21 protein-coding genes are annotated in these 21,646 nt (G+C 64.7%); 13 read left to right on the top strand and 8 right to left on the bottom strand.

The annotated features are described in order from the left end of the window. The first annotated feature begins 287 nt into the window (after window positions 1-287). On the top strand, window positions 288-878 hold the full coding sequence (locus tag FLO80_RS07490; RefSeq protein WP_111365218.1) for a thymidine kinase: 591 nt from the start codon (window positions 288-290) through the stop codon (window positions 876-878). Window positions 879-891: 13 nt separating this feature from the next. Beyond that, complete coding sequence (locus tag FLO80_RS07485; RefSeq protein WP_111365215.1) at window positions 892-1,662, top strand: 2-keto-4-pentenoate hydratase; 771 nt, start codon at window positions 892-894, stop codon at window positions 1,660-1,662. Between the two features lie 27 nt (window positions 1,663-1,689). On the opposite strand, the gene FLO80_RS07480 is transcribed toward FLO80_RS07485, so the two are convergent. The 5 genes from FLO80_RS07480 to FLO80_RS07460 all read right to left on the bottom strand — a co-directional run bounded on the left by FLO80_RS07480 (window position 1,690) and on the right by FLO80_RS07460 (window position 5,512). Further along, window positions 1,690-2,811, bottom strand: a complete 1,122-nt coding sequence (locus FLO80_RS07480) for a beta-ketoacyl-ACP synthase III (RefSeq protein WP_111365212.1) — start codon at window positions 2,809-2,811, stop codon at window positions 1,690-1,692. A 73-nt stretch (window positions 2,812-2,884) separates the two neighbouring features. Next, entirely contained in the window at window positions 2,885-3,835 is a 951-nt protein-coding gene (locus tag FLO80_RS07475; RefSeq protein ID WP_111365209.1) for a 2-hydroxyacid dehydrogenase, read from the bottom strand. Next, window positions 3,832-4,170, bottom strand: a complete 339-nt coding sequence (locus FLO80_RS07470; RefSeq protein ID WP_111365206.1) for a tRNA-binding protein — start codon at window positions 4,168-4,170, stop codon at window positions 3,832-3,834. The genes FLO80_RS07475 and FLO80_RS07470 overlap by 4 nt, the downstream gene beginning before the upstream one ends. Further along, window positions 4,163-4,978 carry a pyrroline-5-carboxylate reductase gene (gene proC, locus FLO80_RS07465; RefSeq protein WP_111365203.1) on the bottom strand — a complete coding sequence of 272 codons (816 nt, stop codon included), beginning with the start codon at window positions 4,976-4,978 and terminating at the stop codon, window positions 4,163-4,165. The genes FLO80_RS07470 and proC overlap by 8 nt, the downstream gene beginning before the upstream one ends. Window positions 4,979-5,011: 33 nt before the next feature. Continuing rightward, window positions 5,012-5,512, bottom strand: coding sequence for a type III secretion system chaperone family protein (locus tag FLO80_RS07460; protein WP_111365200.1), 501 nt, complete (start codon window positions 5,510-5,512; stop codon window positions 5,012-5,014). 695 nt (window positions 5,513-6,207) lie between these two features. Between FLO80_RS07460 and FLO80_RS07455 the strand changes: the two genes are divergently transcribed. The 8 genes from FLO80_RS07455 (at window position 6,208) to FLO80_RS07420 (ending at window position 13,628) form a co-directional block, all read left to right on the top strand. After that, window positions 6,208-7,455 (top strand): branched-chain amino acid ABC transporter substrate-binding protein, encoded by a 1,248-nt coding sequence (locus FLO80_RS07455; RefSeq protein ID WP_111365197.1) that lies wholly within the window; start codon window positions 6,208-6,210, stop codon window positions 7,453-7,455. Between the two features lie 94 nt (window positions 7,456-7,549). Then, window positions 7,550-8,506: a branched-chain amino acid ABC transporter permease gene (locus FLO80_RS07450; RefSeq protein ID WP_111365194.1), complete on the top strand. Its 957-nt coding sequence runs from the start codon at window positions 7,550-7,552 to the stop codon at window positions 8,504-8,506. Next, window positions 8,503-9,795, top strand: coding sequence for a branched-chain amino acid ABC transporter permease (locus FLO80_RS07445; RefSeq protein WP_111365191.1), 1,293 nt, complete (start codon window positions 8,503-8,505; stop codon window positions 9,793-9,795). The genes FLO80_RS07450 and FLO80_RS07445 overlap by 4 nt, the downstream gene beginning before the upstream one ends. Beyond that, window positions 9,792-10,556, top strand: coding sequence for an ABC transporter ATP-binding protein (locus FLO80_RS07440; RefSeq protein WP_111365188.1), 765 nt, complete (start codon window positions 9,792-9,794; stop codon window positions 10,554-10,556). The genes FLO80_RS07445 and FLO80_RS07440 overlap by 4 nt, the downstream gene beginning before the upstream one ends. Continuing rightward, window positions 10,553-11,263, top strand: a complete 711-nt coding sequence (locus FLO80_RS07435) for an ABC transporter ATP-binding protein (protein WP_246156606.1) — start codon at window positions 10,553-10,555, stop codon at window positions 11,261-11,263. The genes FLO80_RS07440 and FLO80_RS07435 overlap by 4 nt, the downstream gene beginning before the upstream one ends. After that, window positions 11,260-12,462 (top strand): serine hydrolase domain-containing protein, encoded by a 1,203-nt coding sequence (locus tag FLO80_RS07430; protein WP_246156605.1) that lies wholly within the window; start codon window positions 11,260-11,262, stop codon window positions 12,460-12,462. Before FLO80_RS07435 ends, FLO80_RS07430 begins: the two co-directional genes overlap by 4 nt. Before the next feature lie 54 nt (window positions 12,463-12,516). After that, window positions 12,517-13,263, top strand: coding sequence for a rhomboid family intramembrane serine protease (locus FLO80_RS07425; protein WP_111365186.1), 747 nt, complete (start codon window positions 12,517-12,519; stop codon window positions 13,261-13,263). 2 nt (window positions 13,264-13,265) lie between these two features. Next, the gene (locus FLO80_RS07420; RefSeq protein WP_188078246.1) at window positions 13,266-13,628 is read left to right on the top strand and encodes a GFA family protein; all 363 of its coding nucleotides are present in this window, start codon (window positions 13,266-13,268) and stop codon (window positions 13,626-13,628) included. A 149-nt stretch (window positions 13,629-13,777) separates the two neighbouring features. Here the strand turns inward: FLO80_RS07420 and FLO80_RS07415 are convergent, their stop codons facing one another. After that, window positions 13,778-14,569, bottom strand: coding sequence for an inositol monophosphatase family protein (locus tag FLO80_RS07415; RefSeq protein ID WP_111365180.1), 792 nt, complete (start codon window positions 14,567-14,569; stop codon window positions 13,778-13,780). Window positions 14,570-14,730: 161 nt separating this feature from the next. On the opposite strand from FLO80_RS07415, the gene FLO80_RS07410 reads away from it, so the two are divergent. Then, complete coding sequence (locus tag FLO80_RS07410; RefSeq protein WP_111365177.1) at window positions 14,731-15,324, top strand: NAD(P)H-dependent oxidoreductase; 594 nt, start codon at window positions 14,731-14,733, stop codon at window positions 15,322-15,324. A gap of 97 nt (window positions 15,325-15,421) precedes the next feature. Here FLO80_RS07410 and FLO80_RS07405 read toward each other — a convergent pair whose 3' ends face one another. After that, window positions 15,422-16,327, bottom strand: coding sequence for a LysR family transcriptional regulator (locus FLO80_RS07405; protein WP_111365704.1), 906 nt, complete (start codon window positions 16,325-16,327; stop codon window positions 15,422-15,424). Window positions 16,328-16,472: 145 nt separating this feature from the next. Between FLO80_RS07405 and metF the strand changes: the two genes are divergently transcribed. Continuing rightward, entirely contained in the window at window positions 16,473-17,336 is an 864-nt protein-coding gene (gene metF / locus FLO80_RS07400; RefSeq protein ID WP_439328710.1) for a methylenetetrahydrofolate reductase [NAD(P)H], read from the top strand. Window positions 17,337-17,408: 72 nt separating this feature from the next. After that, complete coding sequence (locus FLO80_RS07395) at window positions 17,409-17,900, top strand: PaaI family thioesterase (protein ID WP_111365172.1); 492 nt, start codon at window positions 17,409-17,411, stop codon at window positions 17,898-17,900. A 252-nt stretch (window positions 17,901-18,152) separates the two neighbouring features. On the opposite strand, the gene putA is transcribed toward FLO80_RS07395, so the two are convergent. Beyond that, window positions 18,153-21,587, bottom strand: coding sequence for a bifunctional proline dehydrogenase/L-glutamate gamma-semialdehyde dehydrogenase PutA (gene putA / locus FLO80_RS07390; RefSeq protein ID WP_111365169.1), 3,435 nt, complete (start codon window positions 21,585-21,587; stop codon window positions 18,153-18,155). Window positions 21,588-21,646 lie beyond the last annotated feature (59 nt).

The raw sequence follows: 21,646 nt of genomic DNA, 5'->3' as shown, positions 1-21,646 counted from the left end.
CGAGAATGTCATGACTGATTCATGCCCGCGACAGGCGGGAACAACGGGTCCGGTGCCGCAAGCACCGGTCGGAGGCGGGGACCGGCGCATATGTGTCCGGTGGTTGGGCCGCAAACGGTCTGACACGACGGGTTGAACAGAAATGCGGGTGCGTTCCGGCCCATCCCCAGTGGCTTGCCTGCGGCGCGCATTTCCCTCGGGCCCGTCGGCCCCGTCTTTTCCCGCTATGCGTGGCGGCTTGCGCAAGAGGCTTGCACCCATCCGCCAAGGCGGCATAAACCGCGCCCATGGCCAAGCTCCACTTCAATTATTCGACGATGAACGCGGGCAAATCGACCGTGCTTTTGCAGGCGGCGCATAACTACCGCGAAAGGGGCATGGAGCCCTATTTGCTGACTGCGCGGCTTGATATCCGCGCGGGTGAAGGCCGGATTGCGAGCCGTATCGGGATCGGGTCCGAGGCCGACATGTTCGACGCGGGCGACGACCTCTTTGCCTGCGTCGGTGCGCGGCTTGACGTGGGGCGGGTTGCCTGTGTTTTCGTGGACGAGGCGCAGTTTCTGACCCATGATCAGGTCTGGCAACTGGCCCGGGTGGTCGATGACCTGGGTGTGCCGGTGATGTGTTATGGCTTGCGGGTCGATTTCCGTGGCGCGTTGTTTCCCGGTTCGGCCGCGCTTCTGGCGCTGGCCGACGAGATGCGCGAGGTGCGCACGATCTGCCATTGCGGCAAGAAGGCCACGATGGTGGTGCGCCGTGATGCCGAGGGTCGTGTCGTGACCGGCGGCGAACAGGTGCAGATCGGCGGCAACGAAACCTATGAGAGCCTGTGCCGGCGGCATTGGCGCGAGGCGGTGGGCGACCGGGTGGAAGAGTAACGGGAGGCGAAGGATGGAGATCGAAACGGTGGGCCGGGTATTGGCCGAGGCGCGGCGCGCGGGGCGCAAGCTTGAAAACTATCCCTGCGCGCGGCCCGATATGGATCAGGCGCTGGCGATTCAGGCGGCGATGGCGGCGGCGATGGGCGCGCCGGTGGTGGGCTGGAAGGTCGGGCTGACCTCGGTGCGTGCGCAAGAGATCTGTGGCGTCGATGCGCCGCTGGCGGGGCCGGTCTTTGATGGCATGGTCTGGGACAGCGGCGCCGAGATGGCGCCGGTCGAGGGGGATCTCGGCATTCTCGAGGCCGAGGTGGGGCTGAGGATGCGGGCCGACCTGCCGCCGCGCGATGCGCCCTATGACCGGGCCGAGGTGCTGGCGGCGGTGGGCGAGGTGCTGCCGGTCATTGAATGGGTCAACAAGCGCCTGCCGGGTGGTATCCGCGAGGCGGCGGAATGGCTGGCGGCCGACGGGGTGATCAATCGTGGGCTGATCTGCGGGGCAGGGCAGGGTTTCGACCCGGCCCGCGATCTGGCGGGTGAGCGGGTCACGGTGCGGCGCGACGATGAGGCGCTGACCGAGGGCGTGGGGGCCAATGCGATGGGTGGCGCGGATGCGGTGATCACGTGGCTCGCCAATGACCTCTCCGCGCGCGGCATGGGGCTTTGCCGGGGCGACGTGATCGCGACGGGGTTGATCTGCGATGTCGTTCACGCCATGCCGGGCGCGCGGTTCGAGGCGGAATTCGCGAGCCTCGGGCCGGTTGCCGTGACGGTCGCAAGGTAGGCGATTGTTCGGCGAAAAATCGGGGCGTCAGGCGCGCTCGACCAGGACGGAGCCGACCGAATAGCCCGCGCCGAAGGAACAGATCAGCCCCTTGTCACCCGGGGCCATGTCACTCGAATGCTTGGCAAAGGCGATGATCGACCCGGCGGACGAGGTGTTGGCGTATTCCTGAAGGATGTTGGGCTGTTCCTTGGGGGCCGGTACACGACCCAGCACCTTGCGGCCGATGAAATCGTTCATCGCCTTGTTGGCCTGGTGGAGCCACATCCGCTTGAGATCGCCCGCCTGCCAGCCCTCGTCCTGCATGTGCCGGGCGATATGGTCCGAGACCATGGGCACCACTTCCTTGAACACCTTGCGACCGTTCTGCATGAATTGCATGTCGCGGCGGTCTTTCATCCCGTCGGGGCGGTTGCGGCGCAGAAAGCCGTTGTTGTTGCGGATGTTGTTGGAGAATTCCGTGGCGCAGCGGGTGGAATGCACGATCCAGTGCGGCCCCTTCGCATCCCCGGCGCGTTCGAGCACCGTCGCGGTGCAGACATCGCCGAAGATGAAATGGCAATCGCGGTCGCGCCATTCGAGGTGTCCGCTGGTGATCTCGGGGTTGACGACCAGCGCCTTTCGCACGCTGCCCGCGCGGATCATGTCGGCGGCGGCCTGGATTCCGAAGGTGGCCGACGAGCAGGCCACGTTCATGTCAAAGGCAAAACCGCCCGCGCCGAGCGCCTTTTGAATCTCGACACCGATCGCGGGATAGGCGCGTTCCATGTTCGAGGCGGCGCAGATCACGAGGTCGATCTCGCCCGCCGTCACGCCCGCCATGGCCAGTGCCTTTTCGCAGGCATCCATGGCGATCTCGGTCATCAGGCCGGGTTCGTCGTCGCTACGCTGGCGAAAATGCGGATACATGCGGTTCGGGTCGAGTATGCCCTCTTTCTCAAGCACATAGCGCCGCTCGATCCCGCTGGCCTTGAGGATGAACCCGGTCGAAGACATTTCTTTCGCCTCGGTCGTCCCGGCGGCGATGGCCTCGGCATGCTCAGTGTTCCATTTCTCGGCATAGGCATTGTAGCTGGCGACCAGCTCGTCATTGGTGATGACATGTTCGGGCGTAAAGACGCCCGTGCCGGTGATGGCTGGCTGATACATGGGGCCCCTCCCTTGGATTGCGCTACAGATCACCCCAGCGCGCCGGGGAAATCAAGGGCGGAACGCCCGCGCTTCAAACCTTGTTGGGCGGTTCGCGGCCTTCGAGATGGGCGCGCAGGTTCTCGATGGCCATCATCCCCATCGCCTCGCGCACATCGAGCGCGGCCGTGCCGAGATGTGGCAGGAGCACCGTGTTTTCCAGCCGTCGCAGGCGTTCGGGCACATCCGGCTCATGTTCGTAGACATCGAGCCCGGCGCCGCCGATCCGGCCCTCTTCCAGCGCGGCGATGAGCGCGGTTTCGTCCACCACGTCGCCGCGCGAGATGTTGATGAAATGCGCGTGCCTTTGCATCGACGACAGGAACCCCGCGCCGATCAGGTGATGCGTCTCGCGCCCGCCCGGCACCGCCACGACAACGATATCGGCATGCCGCGCCAGTTCGTGCTGGGCCATCTGCTCGGCGGGGAATTCCATGTGCTTTTCGGAGCGGTTGGCATAGATCACCTTCATCCCGAACCCGTAGTGACAGCGCCGCGCGATGGCCTGTCCGATCCGGCCCATGCCGACCATGCCCACCGTCTTGCCGGTCACATGCATCCCCAGGAGCTGCATCGGGTTCCAGCCCGTCCATTGACCTGCACGCAACATCCGTTCGCCTTCGCCGGCGCGGCGCGCGCTCATCAGGATCAGCGTCATGGCGATATCGGCGGTGGCATCGGTCACCGCGCCGGGTGTGTTGGTCACCGTCACGCCATGCAGGCGCGCGGATTCCACGTCGATATGGTTATAGCCCACGCCGAAATTGGCGAGGATGGTCGCACGCGGGCGGCCCACGACGGCGAAGACCTCTTCCGAAAAGGCATCGCCCAGCGTCGGCAGCACCGCGTCATGGTCGCTGAGCGCCGCGCGCGCCTCGTCCGTCGACAGCGGGTCGATGCGGTCGCGCAGGGTCACGTCGAACAGCGCGCGCGCGGCTTTGATGACGCGTTCGGGGTGGCGGCGGGTGATGAGCAGGCGTTTCAATGCATCCGTTCTCCGTTCGGCACGGGCTGATCCGGTGAGAGTAGCACGATTTCGCCCTGCGTGTCAGACAGCCCCAGAACGAGGCATTCCGACATGAACTTTCCGATCTGGCGGGGCGGGAAGTTCACCACCGCGATGACCTGTTTGCCCAGCAGCGCGTCGGGCGTGTAATGCGCGGTGATCTGGGCCGAGGATTTGCGCTCGCCGATCTCGGGGCCGAAATCGATCCAGAGCTTGATCGCGGGCTTGCGCGCCTCGGGGTAGGGTTCGGCGCGGGTCACGGTGCCCGTGCGGATATCGACCTTGAGGAAATCATCGAACGTGATCTCAGCCATTTGCCAATTCCTTTGCGCGGTTGGTGGCGGCGGCGACGGTCCTTTCCATCAATGGCGGCAGGCCGCTCGCCTCGTCCATCAACAGGTCGAGCCCGGCCTGGGTCGTCCCGCCCGGCGAGGTGACGTTGATGCGTAATTGCTCGGGGCTTTCGCCCGACTCCATTGCCAGCGCGCCCGCCCCGGCGACCGTCGCGCGGGCGAGATCCAGCGCCAGATCGGGTGCCAGCCCCTGCGCCTCGCCGGCCCGAGCCAGGCATTCGATCATGTGAAACACATAGGCCGGGCCGGACCCCGAAACCCCGGTGACGGCATCCATCTGCGATTCGGCTTCGAGGCGGACAACCTGTCCGACCGCGCGCAGCAGCGAGTCCGCGGCGTCGAGATGGGCCGCGCTGGCCTGCGCGTTGCCGATGATCGCGGTGATGCCGTGCCCGACGGCGGCGGGCGTGTTGGGCATGGCGCGGATGATCGGCGTCTGCGCCCCCAGCACCTGCTCGTAGGTGGCAATCGGTGTGCCCGCCGCGACCGACAGGAAAAGCGTTTCGCCGTTGCCCATGGGAACCAGCACCGGAAGTGCCTCTTCCATCATCTGCGGCTTGACCGCGATCAGCACGATGGCCGGGGCCTTGGGCAGGTCGTCATTGATGTGAACCCCGGCGCCGCGCAGCCAGTCCGACGGGTAGGGGTCGCGCACATGCACCGATCCGGGCGGCAACCCACCGGCCAGCCAGCCCTTGAGCATGGCCGAACCCATCTTGCCGCACCCCAGTAACACCAGCCCGCGCGCCGCGATGTCATCCATATTCATGTGATCCCCCTTAAGTCGTTGCGGGGGACAGTGTTACGCGCGCCCGTAAGCCTCGGCAATGGCGACTTGCAGCGCATCCTTCGGGCTGCGGTCGGCCCACACGACCAGCTGGAAGGCCGGGTAATAGCGTTCGGCGCTCATCACTGCGGCGCGGATCATCGTGTCGATCTGTTCGGCCGATGCGATCTGTCCTCCCGCCAGCACGAGACCATAGCGATAGACCATCAGCTTCTGGTCTTGCCACCATGTGAACGCGCCCGCCCAGCATTGATCGTTGACCGCGTTCAGCGCCGCCATCAGCGCGGCGTGCTTGTCTTCGGGCGGCTCCATCTCGAAGGTACAGACCATGCGAAGCGTTTCGTCATAGGCCGACCATGCCAGCGTGATGGAATAGGTCCGCCACTGGCCTTCGACGGCCATGGCGATCTGGTCGTCGGCGATGCGGTCGAAATCCCAGTCGTGATGCGCGGCCAGGGTTTCAACGATGTCGATCGGGTGAATCTCGTCTTCCAGATACTGCTCGCTCAGGGCCATGACGCCACCTCTTTGCTGTTCTGGCGCTGGGGCTTGGCAGCGCCCCAAGCGCTAGGTGCCTGCTCTAGAAGGTGGGGCGATTTCCCCGCCTCCTACGAAATATGGTGGGGGCTGAACCCTCACCTGTAAAGCAATTTGTTGGGGATAACCCCAATAACTTGTGGATTTTCACCTTGGCGACACAAATAGCGGTCCTGCCGATGTTCGACATCCCGCGCGAATGTGATCGTGATTTGCCCTGGACAGGCACGCGGCGCTTTGCGCATTCGCCCGATGCGGTTATGCTCGGGGTCCGGCGGGTTACCGGACGGCTGTCGATCGGTGCTCTGGCGGGGTGTTTGACCGGGGGAATGGTGAGGTGATGCCGGGGGTCATGCGGATTGCAGCGTTCTGACGTCACGTAATGAGCGGGAGGCCCAACAAAACCTTGAGTCAGAGGGCACAGCTTTCCTTTAATGACACCTGCCTCAGGGCACGAGGGGAATGCCGCGCACAGGCTGGTCGGAGCGGTCAGGCGCAGAGGAACGGAGGAGGACGACCCGCAAGTGAACCAACCGGACCCTGTCCGTTTTGATGACCCTCGGGGCATGGTGCATCGGATGACCGATCCTGCCGAGGCCACATAACTGCCAAAGAGGCATCCCAATGTCCGGCGGATAAACCAAGAAAACCCAACCATGGGAGGAGACCCAGAAATGAAATCACTCAAGAAATTCGCGCTCGGCATGGCCGTGGCCGGCCTTGCGGCCACCGCTGCCGCGGCCGAGACTGTCAAGATCGCCTATATCGACCCGTTGTCGGGACCGTTCGCGGCGACCGGCACCAACGGCCTGCATCAGTATCAGTTCGCCGCAGATACGCTGGTGAACGAAAGGGGTGGCGTGCTGGACGGGCAGATGTTCGAGATCGTCGCCTTTGACAACAAGATCAGCCCCAAGGAATCGCTGATCCAGCTTCAGGTCGCGATCGACCAGGGCATCCGCTACGTGGTGCAGGGCAACAGCTCGGGCGTGGCCAACGCGCTGACCGATGCGATCGCGAAGCACAACGACCGCAATCCCGATGACCGGGTGCTGTTCCTCAACTATTCAGCGGTGGACCCGGCGCTGACCAATGACAAGTGCAACTTCTGGCATTTCCGTTTCGACGCGCATGCCGACATGAAAATGGACGCGCTGACCGACGTCATCGCCGAGAACGAGGACATCAAGAAGATCTACGTGATCGGCCAGGACTATTCCTTTGGCAAGGCCGTGGCCTCGGCCGCGGTGCGGATGCTGACCGCCAAACGCCCCGATATCGAGATTGTCGGCAACGAGCTGCACCCGATCGGCAACGTGCAGGATTTCACCCCCTATGCCCGCAAGGTGGTGTCGAGCGGTGCAGACGCGATGATCACCGGCAACTGGGGGTCTGACATGCTCGGCCTCGGCAAGGCGGTGATCGAGAACGGGTTCTCGGGCCCGATCTACACCTATTACGCGGCGGCCGACGGCATCACCGCGGCCTTTGGCGAAACCGGTGTGGGATCGCTCAAGCTCGTGGCCGAAGGCGGCAACAACCCGCCGTCCAAGCCCGAGGCGCAGGAGTATGTCCGTGCGTTCAAGGAAAAGCATCCTGATGGCAATATCAGCCAGTCGCGGATCACCAACGTGGTCCAGATGCTGGCCATGGCGATAGACGACGCCGGGACCGCGACCGATGTGGTGCAGGTGGCGAACGCGCTGGAAGGCATGGAGTTCACCGACAGCCTTTGGAGTGATAACCCGATGGTCATGCGCCCCGACGATCACCAGTTGATCCAGGAAGTGCACATCTATGGCCACGTGCCTGTCGAGGCGCCGTTCGATTTCGACAATTCGGGCTATGGCCTGAAATACGAGAACTCGATCGTGAATGCCGGTGCCGACCTGCCGACAACCTGCGAGATGGAGCGCCCGTAACACGGCGCTGTCTGGCCCGGGCCGCGTTTGATCGCGCGGCCCGGGACACGCACAAGAATTCCAATCAACTGACCGAGGGCAGGGAGGCCGACGCATGTCGCTCTTTATCGTCAACATCCTGGACGGTCTCGTCACAGGGCTGTTGCTCTTCATGCTGTGCAGCGGGCTGACGCTGATCTTTTCGATGATGGGCGTGCTGAATTTCGCCCATGCGAGCTTTTACATGCTGGGCGCCTATTTTGCCTATCAGATCAGCATGTTCACCGGCTTCTGGGCGGGGCTCATCGTGGCCCCGATCATCGTCGGCGTGATGGGGGCGCTGATCGAGCGATACGGGCTCAGGCGGGTCCACCAATACGGCCATGTACCCGAACTGATCTTCACTTTTGGGCTTGCCCTTCTGATCGAGGAATTCGTGCAATTCTTCTGGGGCCGCCAGCAGGTGCCGTACAACCCGCCCGAGGCGCTTGATTTCACGGCCTTCGCCATCGCCGGCAACACCTTTCCGGCCTACAAGGTCTTCATGATCTTCATGGCGATCGCGCTGTTCCTCGTGCTGCTCTACATCCTGACCAGAACCCGGGTCGGCATGACGATCCAGGCGGCGCTGTCATATCCCGAGACGGTGCAGAACCTTGGCCACAACGTGCCGATGGTGTTCATGGGCGTGTTCGGCGTCGGCACCGCGATGGCGGGCCTGGCCGGCGTGATCGCCGGGCCGGTGATGGGCACTTTTCCGGGCATGGCCTTCACGCTGGGGGCGATCGTGTTCGTGTGCATCGTGGTTGGCGGGCTCGGGAGCCTCTGGGGCGCGCTTGTCGCTTCGCTCCTGATCGGCTGGATGCAGACCTTCGCAGCCAGTTACAACCTGCGGATGGAGGATCTTCTGATCTGGCTCGGTTTCGAAAAGCCGACGTTGATGTGGGAAAGCGCCTGGCAGGATCTTTGGACCCTGACATTGCCGCAGGTCGGGCCGATCCTGCCCTATCTCTTTATGGTCATCGTCCTTGTGGTGCGTCCGCAGGGCCTCTTTGGGAAGCGTGAGACATGAGCACCCCATCCACCAATCCCCTGACCGCCGGGACAAGTCGGCTTGTCCCGCTCAACCATGCGCTGCCATGGATCATCGCCGCGGTGGCGCTGTTCCTGCTGCCGGTGATCTTCGACTCGCGTGCGGCGCTGACGATCATGAACCAGATGGCGATCACCATCGTCTTTGCGCTGGCCTATAACATGCTTCTGGGGCAGGGCGGGATGCTCAGCTTCGGCCATGCCGTCTATATGGGACTGGGCGGGTTCTTCTCGATGCATGTCCTGAACTGGATGAGCGACGATCCATGGCTGCCCTTGCCGGTCCTGCCGATCTTCGGCGGGTTCTTCGGGCTGCTCTTTGCCTTTCTCATCGGGTGGTTCTCGACCCGACGGGCGGGGACGACCTTTGCCATGATCTCGCTCGGGGTGGGCCAGCTGGTTGCGTCGCTGTCGATCATCATCGTGATCTTCTTTGGCGGCGAAGAGGGAATCAGCGGCAACCGCACCGACATGCTGCCCTTCTTCGGCTGGGATTTTGGCCAGCAGCAAGAGGTCTATTACCTGACGGCGGTGTGGCTTCTGATCGCGGCGCTGGGGATGTATCTCTATTCGCGCACGCCGATGGGCCGACTGGCCAACGCGGTGCGCGACAACGAGGAACGCGCCGAGTTCCTGGGCTATTCCCAACGCAATGTACGCTGGATCAGCTTCTGCGCCTCGGGTTTCTTTGCCGGGATCGCGGGCGCACTTTTCGCCATCAACTTCGAGATCCTGACCGAGGAGAATCTCAACCTCGCCACGTCGGGGAGCATCCTTCTGGTGACGTTCCTTGGCGGCGTGGGCTTTTTCATCGGGCCGATCATCGGGGCCATCGTCTTTACCCTGCTGCAAACCGTGCTGAGCCTGCATACCGAGATCTGGGCGCTTTATGTCGGTATCCTGTTCGTCGCGACGGTGATGTTCTTTCCCTTCGGGCTCACCGGGCTTCTGGCGCTGCACGTAATGCCATGGAAACTGGGCAAGATCGGGTACCTGGTCAAACCCTATGCAAAAATGGCCGTGCCGACGCTGGCCTTCATTCTGTCGACGGCGGCGGTGCTCGAGATCCTGTTTCATGCCCGACATGCCGGGCGCGGCGACAACGAAATGACGATCTACTGGTGGCTCACCTTCGACAGTCACTCGCCGCTACCGATGATCATCGGCCTCGTCATAGCCGGGGTGAGCGCCTATGCGCTGGTCAAGCTCGCCCCCGGGCTCAAGGCGGCCTGGGATGAGGCGACGCATATGGGGGAGGCAGGCAAATGACCGCAGCCGCGATCGAACTGAGAAACCTCAACAAGAGCTTTGGCCTTGCCAAGATCATCCAGGACGTGAATCTCGAAATCACGAAGGGCGAGCGTCACGCGATCATCGGCCCCAACGGTGCCGGGAAATCGACGCTGTTCAATCTCATCACCGGGAAATACGCGCCCACAACGGGACAGGTGCTTTTGCACGGCCAGGATGTGAGTGGGAAGAAGCCCTTTGAAATCAACCGCATGGGGCTTTCACGCAGCTTTCAGATCACCAACATCTTCCACAAGATGACGGTGTTCGAGAATGTCCGCTGTGGTCTCCTCTGGTCGATGGGTTACAAGTACAATTTCTGGACCATGGTGAACGGTCAAAGGGAGTTGACCCGCCGAACCGACGAGATTCTCGAACAGATCAACCTTACCAAGCGCCGCGACATGCTCGCCGGTGCGCTGGCCTATGCCGAACAGCGCGCGCTCGAGATCGGGATTACCATCGCGGGCGGGGCCGACATCATCATGCTGGATGAACCCTGCGCCGGGATGAGCCATTCGGAAACCGACCTGATTGTCGATCTGATCCGCAAGGTGACCGAGGAAAAGACGCTCGTGGTCGTCGAACATGACATGGGCGTGATTTTCGATCTTGCCGACCGGATCAGCGTGCTGGTCTATGGCGAGATCATCGAAACCGACACCCCCGAGCGGGTGCGCGCCTCCAAGGCCGTGCAGGAAGCCTATCTCGGAACCACGCTTGAGGAGGAGGCGTCATGAGCGCGATGCTGGAAGTCACCGATCTGCACGCCTATTACGGCAAGAGCCATATCCTTCAGGGCGTCGATTTCAAGGTGCAGGAGGGCGAGATCGTGGCCCTTCTGGGCCGCAATGGCGTTGGCCGCTCGACCACCTGCAAGGCGGTGATGGGCGAGGTGCCGCCGCGCGGTTCGGTCAAGTTTCGCGGCAAGGAACTTGCCGGCAAGCCGTCCTATGAGGTTGCCAAGGCGGGGATCGGCTATGTGCCTGAGAACCGTGACATCTTTCCCGGTTTGACCACCAAGCAGAACCTGACCCTCGGGCTCAAGCCCGGGCAGAAGGACGGGCAGGGGCGCTGGTCGATGGACATGATGTTCGACGCCTTCCCCAACCTGCGCGAACGTGCCGACGTCGATGCCGCGGTGCTGTCGGGCGGCGAAAAGCAGATGCTCACCGTGTGCCGGTCGCTGATGGGCGACCCGGATTTCGTGATGATCGACGAACCGACCGAGGGGCTGGCCCCCAAGATCGTCGAACAGGTGGGGGACATGCTCGAAATGATCGCCAAGCGGGGCGTCTCGATCCTGCTGGTCGAGCAGAAACTGACCATCGCGTTGCGCATCGCCACCCGTGTCTACGTGATGGGGCACGGGCGCATGGTGTTCGAGGGCACGCCCGAGGAACTCACCGCGAACGAAGCGATCCGCAAGGAATGGCTGGAAGTATGAGGGACACAATGCCGGGGTTCGACCCCGACCGCCTCGCCCGGATCGACGACTGGATGGTGCGCAACCGCGAAAGCGGGCGCTATACCGGCTCATCCCTGCTGATCTTTCGTGACGGCCAAGAGGCGTATTTCGGCTGTGATGGGCAGCGGTCGGTGGCGCAGGGCCTGCCCTATGCGCGCGATACCATCGCGCGCATCTATTCGATGACCAAGCCGGTGGTCTCGGCGGTGCTGGCCATGTTGATGGAACGCGGGCTGGTCCGGCTCGAAGACCGGTTGTCCGACTATATCCCCGGCTTTGCCGACTGCCACGCCCTGTTGCCGGGCGCCACCGACGAGGCGCAGGTCGAAAAGGTGCCTTCGCCCACGCTGACGCAATGTCTGACCCATACATCGGGCCTCACCTACGGGTTCAACCCCGGTCTCGCGGCGCGGATCTATGAGCGCGAGAAGGTCGATTTCGGCCCGCGCATGGGCGTTCTGGCCGATATGTGCGACCACACAGCGGCGCAGCCGCTGGCGTTTCGGCCCGGCACGAAATGGGAATATTCCGTCGGCATCGACGTGATCGGCCGGGTGATCGAGATCGTCACCGGCCAGCCGCTCGACCGGGTGCTGCGCGAAATGGTGTTCGACCCGCTGGGCATGGCGGATACCGGGTTTTGCGTGCCCGCGGGCAAACAGGCGCGGCTCGCCGATTGCTATACCAAGACGCCCGACGATCCGCTGGCCCTGCTCGACCCGGCTGGGAAAAGTGCCTTTGCCGAAGAGCGCGTGAGCATGTTCTCGGGCGGTGGCGGGCTGGTCTCGACGCTCGACGATTACATGCGCTTTGGCGAGATGTTGCGCCGGGGTGGCGAACTCGATGGTGTGCGGCTGCTCGGCCCGAGAACGGTCGCCTTCATGCGGCGAAACTTCCTGCCCGGCGATATTGCCTCGCTGGGGGCGGAAAGCTTCATGGAAATGCCGATGGCGGGCATGGGGTTCGGCCTTGGCGGTGGTGTGCTGCTTGATCCGGCGCTGGCGCGCATGCCGGGATCGGTGGGCGATTTCGGTTGGGGTGGCATGGCCTCGACCTATTTCTGGACCGATCCGGTCGAGCGGCTCACGGTGGTCTATTTCACCCAGCTCGTTCCGTCCTCGTCCTATCCAAGCCGGGTCGAACTCAAGGCCTTGGTGCAGGCGGCCCTGGTCGACTGAATGACGGGCATCTTGTGGCTTTTCCCTCGTCGGCAAAGCGGCTAGCCTCGGGCCATGTTTCCGATCCGCGATCACAACCCGTCGAACGGCGTGCCCTATGTCACCTATGCGCTCATCGTGGTGAATGTCGCGGTGTTCCTGTCCTATGTCGGGCTCTTCAACGATCCGCGCGCGCTCAACATGTTCTTTCACGAATGGGCGATCCTGCCTGCGCGGGTGATGTCGGGCGGCGGTTACGAGACGCTCGTTACCTCGATGTTCCTGCATGGCGGGTTTATGCATATCCTTGGTAACATGTTGTTCTTGTGGATTTTTGGCGACAATCTCGAAGACCTGATGGGGCATTGGCGCTATCTGCTGTTCTACCTGGCCTGTGGCGTGGGGGCGGGGCTTGTGCATGTGGCGATGGCGCCTCATTCGATGGTGCCGACGGTCGGGGCCTCGGGGGCGATTGCCGGGGTGATGGGGGGATACCTTCTGCTTTTCCCCAAGGCGCGGATTGATATCCTGTTCATATTCATCATCTTTTTCCGCATCTTCACGATCCCTGCATGGGTGATGCTGGCGGTCTGGTTCGGCTTGCAATTCATCGGCGGTCTGGGGGCCGATCCGATGGCGGGGGGCGTGGCCTACTGGGCCCATGCGGGCGGTTTCGCGATCGGGGCGATTCTGACCATCCCGGTCTTTTTATCCAATGGTGGTAAGGGGTTCTGGGCGCGGCATGCGGGGCATCCGCCGCATCCGGAGGCGAAATATGACCCTTCGAACGTGCCCCGGATCACACGTAGGAGACGAAAATGACCATGCGGCTGACATGTCATTGCGGGGCGGTCGAGCTTGCGATTGATCCGCCCGAGGGGCTGGATACGGCGCGGCGCTGTGACTGTTCGTTCTGCCGACGGCGCGGGGCGGCGGCGGTCACGGTGCCCGAGGGGCGGCTCGAAATCGTGAAGGGCGCGGAAAATCTCACGCTTTATCAATGGAATACCGGGACGGCCGAGCATTATTTCTGCCGGGCATGCGGCATCTATACCCACCACAGGCGGCGCTCGAACCCGAAGGAATTCGGCGTCAACCTTGGTGCGATCGAGGGGGTGAGCCCGCGCGATCTCGACCCGATTGCGTGGGTGGACGGGGTCAACCATCCGTCGGATCGCAAGGGCTGAACCGCGCGGCGCACGGTGGGGTTAACGGCGATTTTTCCGCGAAAAACCGGGGGGTGACATCCGGCTGCTTTCCGGCTGCCGCCCGGCTGCCGGGAAATCCGTGCCGGGCGAGGGCGAAATCCGGTTAACGCGGCGCGCGCAGCCCCGGATCAGCTTCCCCGGATCAGCTTGGCGAAGGGGTCGAACATCGCCTCGTTGGCGCAGATCACCGTGCCGTCTTCGAGGATGTGGCCCCCGGGGTCGATCGGTTCGATGAACCCGCCGGCCTCTTGCACGATCAGGAGGCCCGCGGCGAGATCCCAGTCATTGAGCCCGCGTTCCCAGAACCCGTCATAGCGCCCCGCCGCGACATAGGCGAGATCGAGCGCCGCCGAGCCCCAGCGCCGCACCCCGGCGCAGGCGGGCAGGAGCCGCGCGAGATCGTGCAGCGTTTCGGGCAGATCGGCCCGCCCGCCAAAAGGCAGCCCGGTGGCAAAGATGCATTCGATCATCTTGCGCCGCCCCGAAACGCGCAGGCGCTTGTAATCGTCGAGCCACGCGCCCTGGCCCTTTTCGGCGAAGAACATCTCGTTCTTGACCGGGTCGAAGATCACGCCCGCCACGATCTTGCCCTTGTGTTCGAGCGCGACCGAAACCGCCCAATGCGGCAGCCCGTGGAGGAAATTCGTGGTCCCGTCGAGCGGATCGACGATCCAGCGTCGGGTCGGGTCTTCGCCGTGCTCAAAGCCGCCCTCTTCGCCCAGCCAGCCATAGGTGGGGCGTGCGCCGCGCAACTCCTCCTTGAGGATCTCTTCGGCGCGCAGGTCGGCGCGGCTCACGAAATCGCCGGGGCCTTTCACCGACACCTGAAGCTGCTCGACCTCGCCGAAATCCTTGAGCAGGCTGCGGCCCGCCTTGCGCGCGGCCTTGATCATGATGTTGAGATTTGCACTGCCCTGCATGGCGCGGCTCCTTTGGTTCAGGGGCGGCGTATACGCGGGGTGGTGCGGCTTGCCAAGGGGCAAGCGTGGCGCACAGGCTCTGTTCGCAGGCAAACAGTGCAAGTGCGGCGACGGGGGCATAGGTCGTTGGGGAACAATCGCTCAACAAGGAGATCCATGACATGAGCAGCCCGAAAATCCTGATTGCATTCTATTCGACCTATGGCACCAATCACCAGGTCGCCGCAGAGGCCGCCCGCGCCGCCGAAGCGGCCGGGGCCGAGGTGCGTTTGCGCCGTTTTGCCGAAACCGCCCCGCGCGAGGTGGTCGAGGGGCAGGACGCCTGGAAGGCGCAGGCCGACAAGGCGGCCGACATTCCCGAGATCAGCCATGACGACATGACATGGGCCGATGGCTATTTCTGGTCGGCCCCCACCCGCTATGGTGCGGCGCCAAGCCAGGTGCGCGCGTTCATCGACACGCTGGGCGGGCTCTGGATGGAGGGCAAGCTGGCCAACAAGACCTTTACCGCGACCACCAGCGCCCAGAACACCCATGGCGGGCAGGAGTCGACGCTTCTTGGCCTTTATACATCGGTGATGCATTGGGGCGCGGTGATTGTCGCGCCGGGCTATACCGATCCGATCCTGTTCGAATCGGGCGGCAATCCCTATGGCTACTCGGCCAATGCCGGTGCGTTTGACGAGACCGGGGCCAAGGCGGTGGCGCACCAGGCCAAAAGGCTGGTCGAGATGACCGCGAAACTGGCCGGATAAGCCGCGCCGGGTCTGATCGGAAACACCGGCCCCGGCGTTGAGCCGGGGCCCATGACAAGGGCGAGAGGCCCCGGCTCAGGGCCGGGGCGGGCCCGCCCTATCCCCGTTGCATCCGCACCGGGATCTCGCGCCCGAGTTTCAGGAAATGCGCCATGTAGGGCAGGTCGGAATCATCCGAGCGGATCGCGGCATAGAGCCGTTTGGTCAGGCCGGTTTCGGTGATCGGGCGGGTGATGTAATCGGTCGAGGTGCGGATCTCGCGCAGCACCCAGTCAGGCAGCACCGCCACGCCGCGCCCCGAGGCCACCAGCATCAGGATCACCGCCGTCAATTCGACCTGCCGCACGCCGCGCGGTTCGACCCTTGCGGGGGTGAGCAATTCGGAAAACACGTCAAGCCGCCCGCGCTCCACCGGGTAGGTGATCAGCATTTCATCGCGGAAATCCTCGGCCACGACAAAGGGTTTCGCGGCCAGCGGATGATTGGCGGCGGCGACGAAGACCGGCTCGTAATCAAAGAGCGGGCGGAACTCGACGCCCTCGATCGCCTCGGGGTCGGACGAGATCACCACGTCCACATCCTCGCGGATGAGCGCGGGCAGGGCGTCGAAGGCGAGGCCGGGGCGGATATCGACATCGACCTCGCCCCAGGTCTTGCGGAACTGTTCGAGCACCGGGAACAGCCATTCGAAACAGGCATGGCATTCGATGGCGATATGCAACCGCCCGGCGCTGCCCATGCGCAGCCCCGCGAACTCGGCCTGGAGCGCCTCGATCTCGGGCAGCACCTTTTCGGCGGCGCGCAGCAGGCGCTGACCGGCGGCAGAGAGGCGCAGCGGTTTCGAGCGGCGCACGAACAGCGCGACCCCGGCCTGGTCCTCGATGCCCTTGATCTGGTGCGAGAGCGCCGATTGGGTGATGTTGAGCAGGTCGGCCGCCCGGGCAAGGCCCCCGGCCTGGTGGATGGCGCGAATGGTGCGCAGGTGGCGAAACTCGATATGCATGGGCGACCCTCGATCCTGTCGCAGGGCATGTGCCATGGTCGGGATCAAATGTGAAGCCCCCTCATGTTGATCGTGAAAATAATGAATTTGCCTCACGTCGCACGGGCGGTCAAATTGGACGGAACAAAAGGAAGCGAGTCGCATCATGGCCCCGAAAGTTTCATTTGAATTCTTCCCGCCGCAGAACCTCGAAGGCTCGTTCCGCCTTTGGGACACGATCCACGCGCTGGCGCCGCTCGATCCGCGTTTCGTTTCGGTGACTTACGGCGCGGGCGGCACGACGCGTGATCTCACCCGTGACGCGGTACGCACGATCAACAAGGCAACCGGCCTCAACGTGGCGGCGCACCTGACCTGCGTGGACGCGACGCGCGAAGAAACGCTGGCCATCGCCGAAAGCTATGCCGAGGCGGGTGTCACCGAGATCGTGGCGTTGCGTGGCGATCCGCCCAAGGGGTCGGGCCGCTTCGTGCCGCATCCCGAGGGGTTCGCCCATTCGGTCGAGTTGATCGAGGCGCTGGCGGCGACCGGCAAGTTCACCATTCGCGTCGGCGCCTATCCCGACGTGCATCCCGAGGCGAAGAACCCGCAGGCCGATATCGACTGGCTCAAGGCCAAGCTCGATGCGGGGGCAGACGAGGCGATCACGCAATTCTTTTTCGAGACCGAAAGCTTCCTGCGGTTCCGCGACGCATGTGCCAAGGCCGGGATCGAGAAGGCCGTCGTGCCGGGCATCGTGCCGATCGAGAACTGGAAAGGCGTGCGCAACTTTGCCTTCCGTTGCGGCGCGTCGGTGCCGGCGTGGCTCGACGATGCCTTTGCCAAGGCCGAACGCGACGGGCGCGAGGACCTGCTGGCCACGGCGCTTTGCACCGAGATGTGTTCGGAATTGATCGACGAAGGCGTGGATGCGTTGCATTTCTATACGCTCAACCGCCCGGAACTCACCCGTGACGTGTGCCATGCGCTGGGTGTGGTGCCGCGGGTGCAGCTCGAGAACGTCGCGTAACGCGGCGGCGGGCCGTCTGGACGGCCCCCGCCCGCCCGCCTAGCATTTCCCCCAGCGAACAGGGGACATGCCATGGCCGAGTCACGCAAATACGCCGAAACACCCGAAGACCTTGCCACGATGGAAGACATCCTGTCGATGTCGGGGCTGGAATTCATGCAGGCCATTGCCGACGGGCGCCTGCCCGGGCCGCCGATCGGGCGGACCATGGGGTTCTGGCCCGAGCTGGTGGAAGAGGGGCGGGTGATTTTCACCGGCGCGCCCGCGTTCGAGGTGATGAACCCGATCGGCACCGTGCATGGCGGATGGTACGGCACGATTCTCGACAGTTGCATGGCCTGCGCGATCCAGACCAAGGTGCCCAAGGGCTCGGCCTATACGACGCTGGAATACAAGATCAACATCATCCGACCGATTCCCATCGGCACGCAGGTGCGTGCCATCGGCACGGTGCATCACGCGGGCCGCTCGACCGGCATCGCCGATGGCGAGATCCGGGGGGTGGAGGATGACCGGCTCTATGCGACCGGCTCGACCACCTGCATCATCATGAAACTCGGCTGAGTCGCAGGATTTGCGCCGCCTGCGGCGTCGCCCGGGGGCGGGGTCTCGGCTGCGCCTCGACCCCGCCTGCCGAATCCTGCGGGTGTGCCCGATTCTCAAGCGTTGCGCGGGTCGGGGCGGGGGTGCAGATGAGTATTTTTCCCAAGAAAGAACAGTGGGGCGCGTGCGGGTGCCGGGTCTCTTTCTTGGCGAAAATACTCACTGTCCTGCGCCCTCGGATCGCGCGCGGTGGCGGGGTGAGCGATGCATCAATTACGCGGCGCCGCCCAGAAGCTCGGCATTGCCGCCCGAGGCGGTGGTGTCGACGCAGACATGGCGTTCGCCCATCACGTGACCGGTGTCGGGCATGCCGGTGATCAAGGGCAAGATCGGCCCGTCGCGTTCGGCCAGTGCGCTGGCGCAGGTGCGCGCCATGTCGGCGTCGCCCCAGAAGATCACGCCCGACAGGCCGCTGAGCGTGGTCAGCGCCTCGGGCGCGAGTTGCCCCGTCACGGTGACCGCCCGTCCGCCGAGTGCGCGCACCGCCTCGGCCTGGGCCTTGGCGGTCTCCTCGCCCGGGCCCATGCAGAGAAGCGGCTGGCGGGGCAGGGTGGTGAGCCGGTTCGATTCACCCGTCGGCCCGGGCAGGGTGAGCGTGGTGCCGCCCGCCGCCGCCGGGGCCGCGTCGAGCGCCTTTTGCACCGTTTGCGCCTCCGTGTCCTGCGGCCATGCCTCCCCGGTCTGCGGGGCGGGGCGGGCGCCGAACCGGGCGAGGTAATGCGGCCCGCCCGCCTTGGGGCCGGTGCCCGAAAGGCCCTCGCCGCCGAACGGCTGGCTTCCGACGATGGCGCCGATCTGGTTGCGGTTGACATAGATGTTGCCCGCGTGGATCGCCTCGGAGACATGCTGCACCCGGTCGTCGATCCGGGTTTGCAACCCGAATGTGAGCCCGTAGCCGGTGGCGTTGATGTCGCCGATCACCCGGTCGAGATCGCCCGAGTGAAAGGTGGCGAGATGCAGCACCGGGCCGAATATCTCGCGCTCCATATCCTTGATGCCGCCCACGCGGATCAGCGTGGGGGCGATGAAATGGCCCGCGTTGGGGGTGCGGATTTCGTGCATCAATCGCCCGTCGGCGCGCGCCGCGTCGATATGCGCGGCGATGCCGGCGCGCGCCTCGTCGTCGATCACCGGGCCGCAATCGGTGGACAGGTGCCACGGATCGCCCATGGCGAGCTGATCCATCGCGCCCTTGAGCATCTCGGTGAAGCCCTCGGCGATGTCCTCCTGCACGTAGAGACAGCGCAGCGCCGAACAACGCTGGCCCGCCGACTGGAACGCGCTTTCCACGATGGCCTGCACCGCCTGTTCGGGCAGGGCGGTGGAATCGACGATCATCGCGTTGAGGCCCCCGGTTTCGGCAATCAGCGGCGCGTCGGGGGCAAGGTGCCGTGCCATGGCGCGGCGGATGATGCGCGCGGTGTCGGTCGAGCCGGTGAAGGCGACGCCGCCGACCCGCGCATCCGAGGTGAGTGCCGCGCCGACCTCGCCCGCCCCGGGCAGGAGTTGCAGCACGTCGCGCGGCACGCCCGCCTCGTGCATGAGTTCGACCGCACGATGGGCGATGAGCGGGGTCTGCTCGGCCGGTTTGGCCAGCACCGCGTTGCCCGCCGCCAGCGCCGCCGCGACCTGTCCGGTGAAGATGGCAAGCGGGAAGTTCCAGGGGCTGATGCAGGTGAAGATGCCCACCGGGTCGCCCTCGGGGGCGTTGGCGGCATAGTAGCGCAGGAAATCCACCGCCTCGCGCAACTCGGCCACCGCGTCGGGCAGGGATTTCCCGGCCTCGCGGGCGACGATGGCGAAGATTTCGCCGAAATGCGCCTCGTAAAGGTCGGCGGCGCGGTTGAGGATCGTCGCGCGTTCCGAGGCGGGTGCGGCCCATGGCGTGGCCGCCGCAAGGGCGCTTTCCACATCCGCCGCACTGGCCCAGGCCACCGTGCCGGGGTGGTCGGCGGGATCGGCGGGGTTGGTCAGCGGCTCGGGGGCCTCGGGTGAGGCATCGCCCGCAAGGATCGGCGCGGCGGTCCATTCGTGGTGGCGGAACGGCGTGCGCGCCTCTTCGATGGCGGCGAGTGTCGGGCTGTGGGTGAGGTCGAAGCCCTTGGAATTGGTGCGCTCGGGCGCGAAGAGTTGCGGGCCGGTGGGAATGACGGGCGCGGGGTCGGACAGGGCGTCGAATGGGTCGCGGGCGACCTCTTCGGGGGGCACGTCCTCGTCCACGATCTGGTTGACGAAGGAGGAGTTCGCCCCGTTCTCCAGGAGCCGCCGCACGAGATAGGCCAAGAGGTCGCGATGCGCCCCGACCGGTGCGTAGATCCGGCAATTGCTGCCTTCCTGGTCCATGACGATCTCGTGCAGGGCCTCGCCCATGCCGTGCAGGCGCTGGAATTCGAAGGCCTGCTTGGCCACGCCCATATCGGCGGCCATGTCGAGGATCGCGGCGACCGTATGCGCGTTGTGGGTGGCGAATTGCGGATAGATGCGGTTGCTCATGCCCAAGAGCTTGCGCGCATTGGCGAGGTAGCTCACATCGGTTGCGGGTTTGCGGGTGAAGACCGGGAAACCCGCGACCCCCTCGACCTGTGCGCGCTTGATCTCGGTGTCCCAGTAGGCGCCCTTCACGAGCCGGATCATCAGCTTGCGGTCATGTTTCTCGGCCAGTGCGTGCAGGAAATCAAGCACCTCGCCCGCGCGCTGGCCATAGGCCTGCACCACCACGCCGAACCCGTCCCACCCGGCCAGCGCGGGTTCCGACAGCACGGTTTCGATCACGTCAAGCGAGAGGGTCAGGCGGTCGGCCTCTTCGGCGTCGATATTAAGGCCCATGCCGGCGGATTTCGCCAACAGCGCCAGTGAGCGCAGCCGGGGTGTCAATTCGTCCATCACGCGGGCGTGCTGGGCCACCTCGTAACGCGCGAAGAGCGCCGAAAGCTTGACCGAGATGCCCGGGTTCTGGCGGATGTCGCGGCTCTTGCAGGCGGCGGCGATGGCGGTGATCGCGCGGCTGTAGGAGAGGTGATAGCGCCGTGCGTCGTCTTCGGTGCGCGCCGCCTCGCCCAGCATGTCGTAGGAATAGGTATAGCCCTTCTTCTCCATGCCCGCCGCGCGGTCCATCGCCGCGCTGATGTCTTCGCCGAGAACGAACTGGCGGCCCATCTCGCGCATCGCGCGGCCGACGGCGGTGCGGATCACCGGTTCGCCCAGCCGCTTGACCGCGCCGCGCAGGCTTCCGATCAGGCCGGGCCTCGGGTCGTCGAGCACCTTGCCGGTGAGCATGAGCGCCCAGGTCGAGGCGTTGACCAGTGGCGAGGTCGAATGGCCCATGTGCCGCGCCCAGTCGGAAGGCGCGATCTTGTCCTCGATCAGCGCGTCGATCGTGTCGGCATCGGGCACCCGCAACAGCGCCTCGGCGAGGCACATGAGCGCGATGCCCTCATCCGTCGAGAGCCCGTATTCGGCGAGGAACACCTCCATCAGCCCGGGGTTCGCGCGGCCTCGGATGTCGCGCACGAGTTCGGCGGCGCGCGCGGTGATGCGGGCGCGCGCGGTCTCGTCAAGCGCGGCGGTCTCGATCAGGCGCGACAGGGTGTCGGCCTCGTCGGCATAGGTGGCGGCGTCGATGGCGGCGATATGGTCGGGCAGGGGCATGGCGCTCTCCGTTTGTCTGGGCTAGGATACCACCGATCTTGCAGGCGGGTGTCCTGAAA

The organism is Aquicoccus porphyridii, from assembly GCF_008369105.1.
In the GTDB taxonomy this organism is placed as follows: Bacteria; Pseudomonadota; Alphaproteobacteria; order Rhodobacterales; family Rhodobacteraceae; genus Aquicoccus; species Aquicoccus porphyridii.
Note: the sequence above shows the minus strand (reverse complement) of the source record. Positions and strands in the feature narration are given on the sequence as shown.

Excerpts from the sequence above, each read along its gene's own strand:
- FLO80_RS07485 (WP_111365215.1), top strand. The coding sequence starts at position 892 with ATGGAGATCGAAACGGTGGGCCGGGTATTGGCCGAGGCGCGGCGCGCG.
- FLO80_RS07450 (WP_111365194.1), top strand. The coding sequence starts at position 7,550 with ATGTCGCTCTTTATCGTCAACATCCTGGACGGTCTCGTCACAGGGCTG.
- putA (WP_111365169.1), bottom strand. The coding sequence starts at position 21,587 with ATGCCCCTGCCCGACCATATCGCCGCCATCGACGCCGCCACCTATGCC.
- FLO80_RS07440 (WP_111365188.1), top strand. The coding sequence starts at position 9,792 with ATGACCGCAGCCGCGATCGAACTGAGAAACCTCAACAAGAGCTTTGGC.
- FLO80_RS07460 (WP_111365200.1), bottom strand. The coding sequence starts at position 5,512 with ATGGCCCTGAGCGAGCAGTATCTGGAAGACGAGATTCACCCGATCGAC.
- FLO80_RS07430 (WP_246156605.1), top strand. The coding sequence starts at position 11,260 with ATGAGGGACACAATGCCGGGGTTCGACCCCGACCGCCTCGCCCGGATC.
- FLO80_RS07405 (WP_111365704.1), bottom strand. The coding sequence starts at position 16,327 with ATGCATATCGAGTTTCGCCACCTGCGCACCATTCGCGCCATCCACCAG.
- FLO80_RS07455 (WP_111365197.1), top strand. The coding sequence starts at position 6,208 with ATGAAATCACTCAAGAAATTCGCGCTCGGCATGGCCGTGGCCGGCCTT.
- FLO80_RS07425 (WP_111365186.1), top strand. The coding sequence starts at position 12,517 with ATGTTTCCGATCCGCGATCACAACCCGTCGAACGGCGTGCCCTATGTC.
- metF (WP_439328710.1), top strand. The coding sequence starts at position 16,473 with ATGGCCCCGAAAGTTTCATTTGAATTCTTCCCGCCGCAGAACCTCGAA.
- FLO80_RS07435 (WP_246156606.1), top strand. The coding sequence starts at position 10,553 with ATGAGCGCGATGCTGGAAGTCACCGATCTGCACGCCTATTACGGCAAG.
- FLO80_RS07410 (WP_111365177.1), top strand. The coding sequence starts at position 14,731 with ATGAGCAGCCCGAAAATCCTGATTGCATTCTATTCGACCTATGGCACC.
- FLO80_RS07395 (WP_111365172.1), top strand. The coding sequence starts at position 17,409 with ATGGCCGAGTCACGCAAATACGCCGAAACACCCGAAGACCTTGCCACG.
- FLO80_RS07420 (WP_188078246.1), top strand. The coding sequence starts at position 13,266 with ATGCGGCTGACATGTCATTGCGGGGCGGTCGAGCTTGCGATTGATCCG.
- FLO80_RS07470 (WP_111365206.1), bottom strand. The coding sequence starts at position 4,170 with ATGGCTGAGATCACGTTCGATGATTTCCTCAAGGTCGATATCCGCACG.
- FLO80_RS07445 (WP_111365191.1), top strand. The coding sequence starts at position 8,503 with ATGAGCACCCCATCCACCAATCCCCTGACCGCCGGGACAAGTCGGCTT.
- FLO80_RS07415 (WP_111365180.1), bottom strand. The coding sequence starts at position 14,569 with ATGCAGGGCAGTGCAAATCTCAACATCATGATCAAGGCCGCGCGCAAG.
- FLO80_RS07490 (WP_111365218.1), top strand. The coding sequence starts at position 288 with ATGGCCAAGCTCCACTTCAATTATTCGACGATGAACGCGGGCAAATCG.
- proC (WP_111365203.1), bottom strand. The coding sequence starts at position 4,978 with ATGAATATGGATGACATCGCGGCGCGCGGGCTGGTGTTACTGGGGTGC.
- FLO80_RS07480 (WP_111365212.1), bottom strand. The coding sequence starts at position 2,811 with ATGTATCAGCCAGCCATCACCGGCACGGGCGTCTTTACGCCCGAACAT.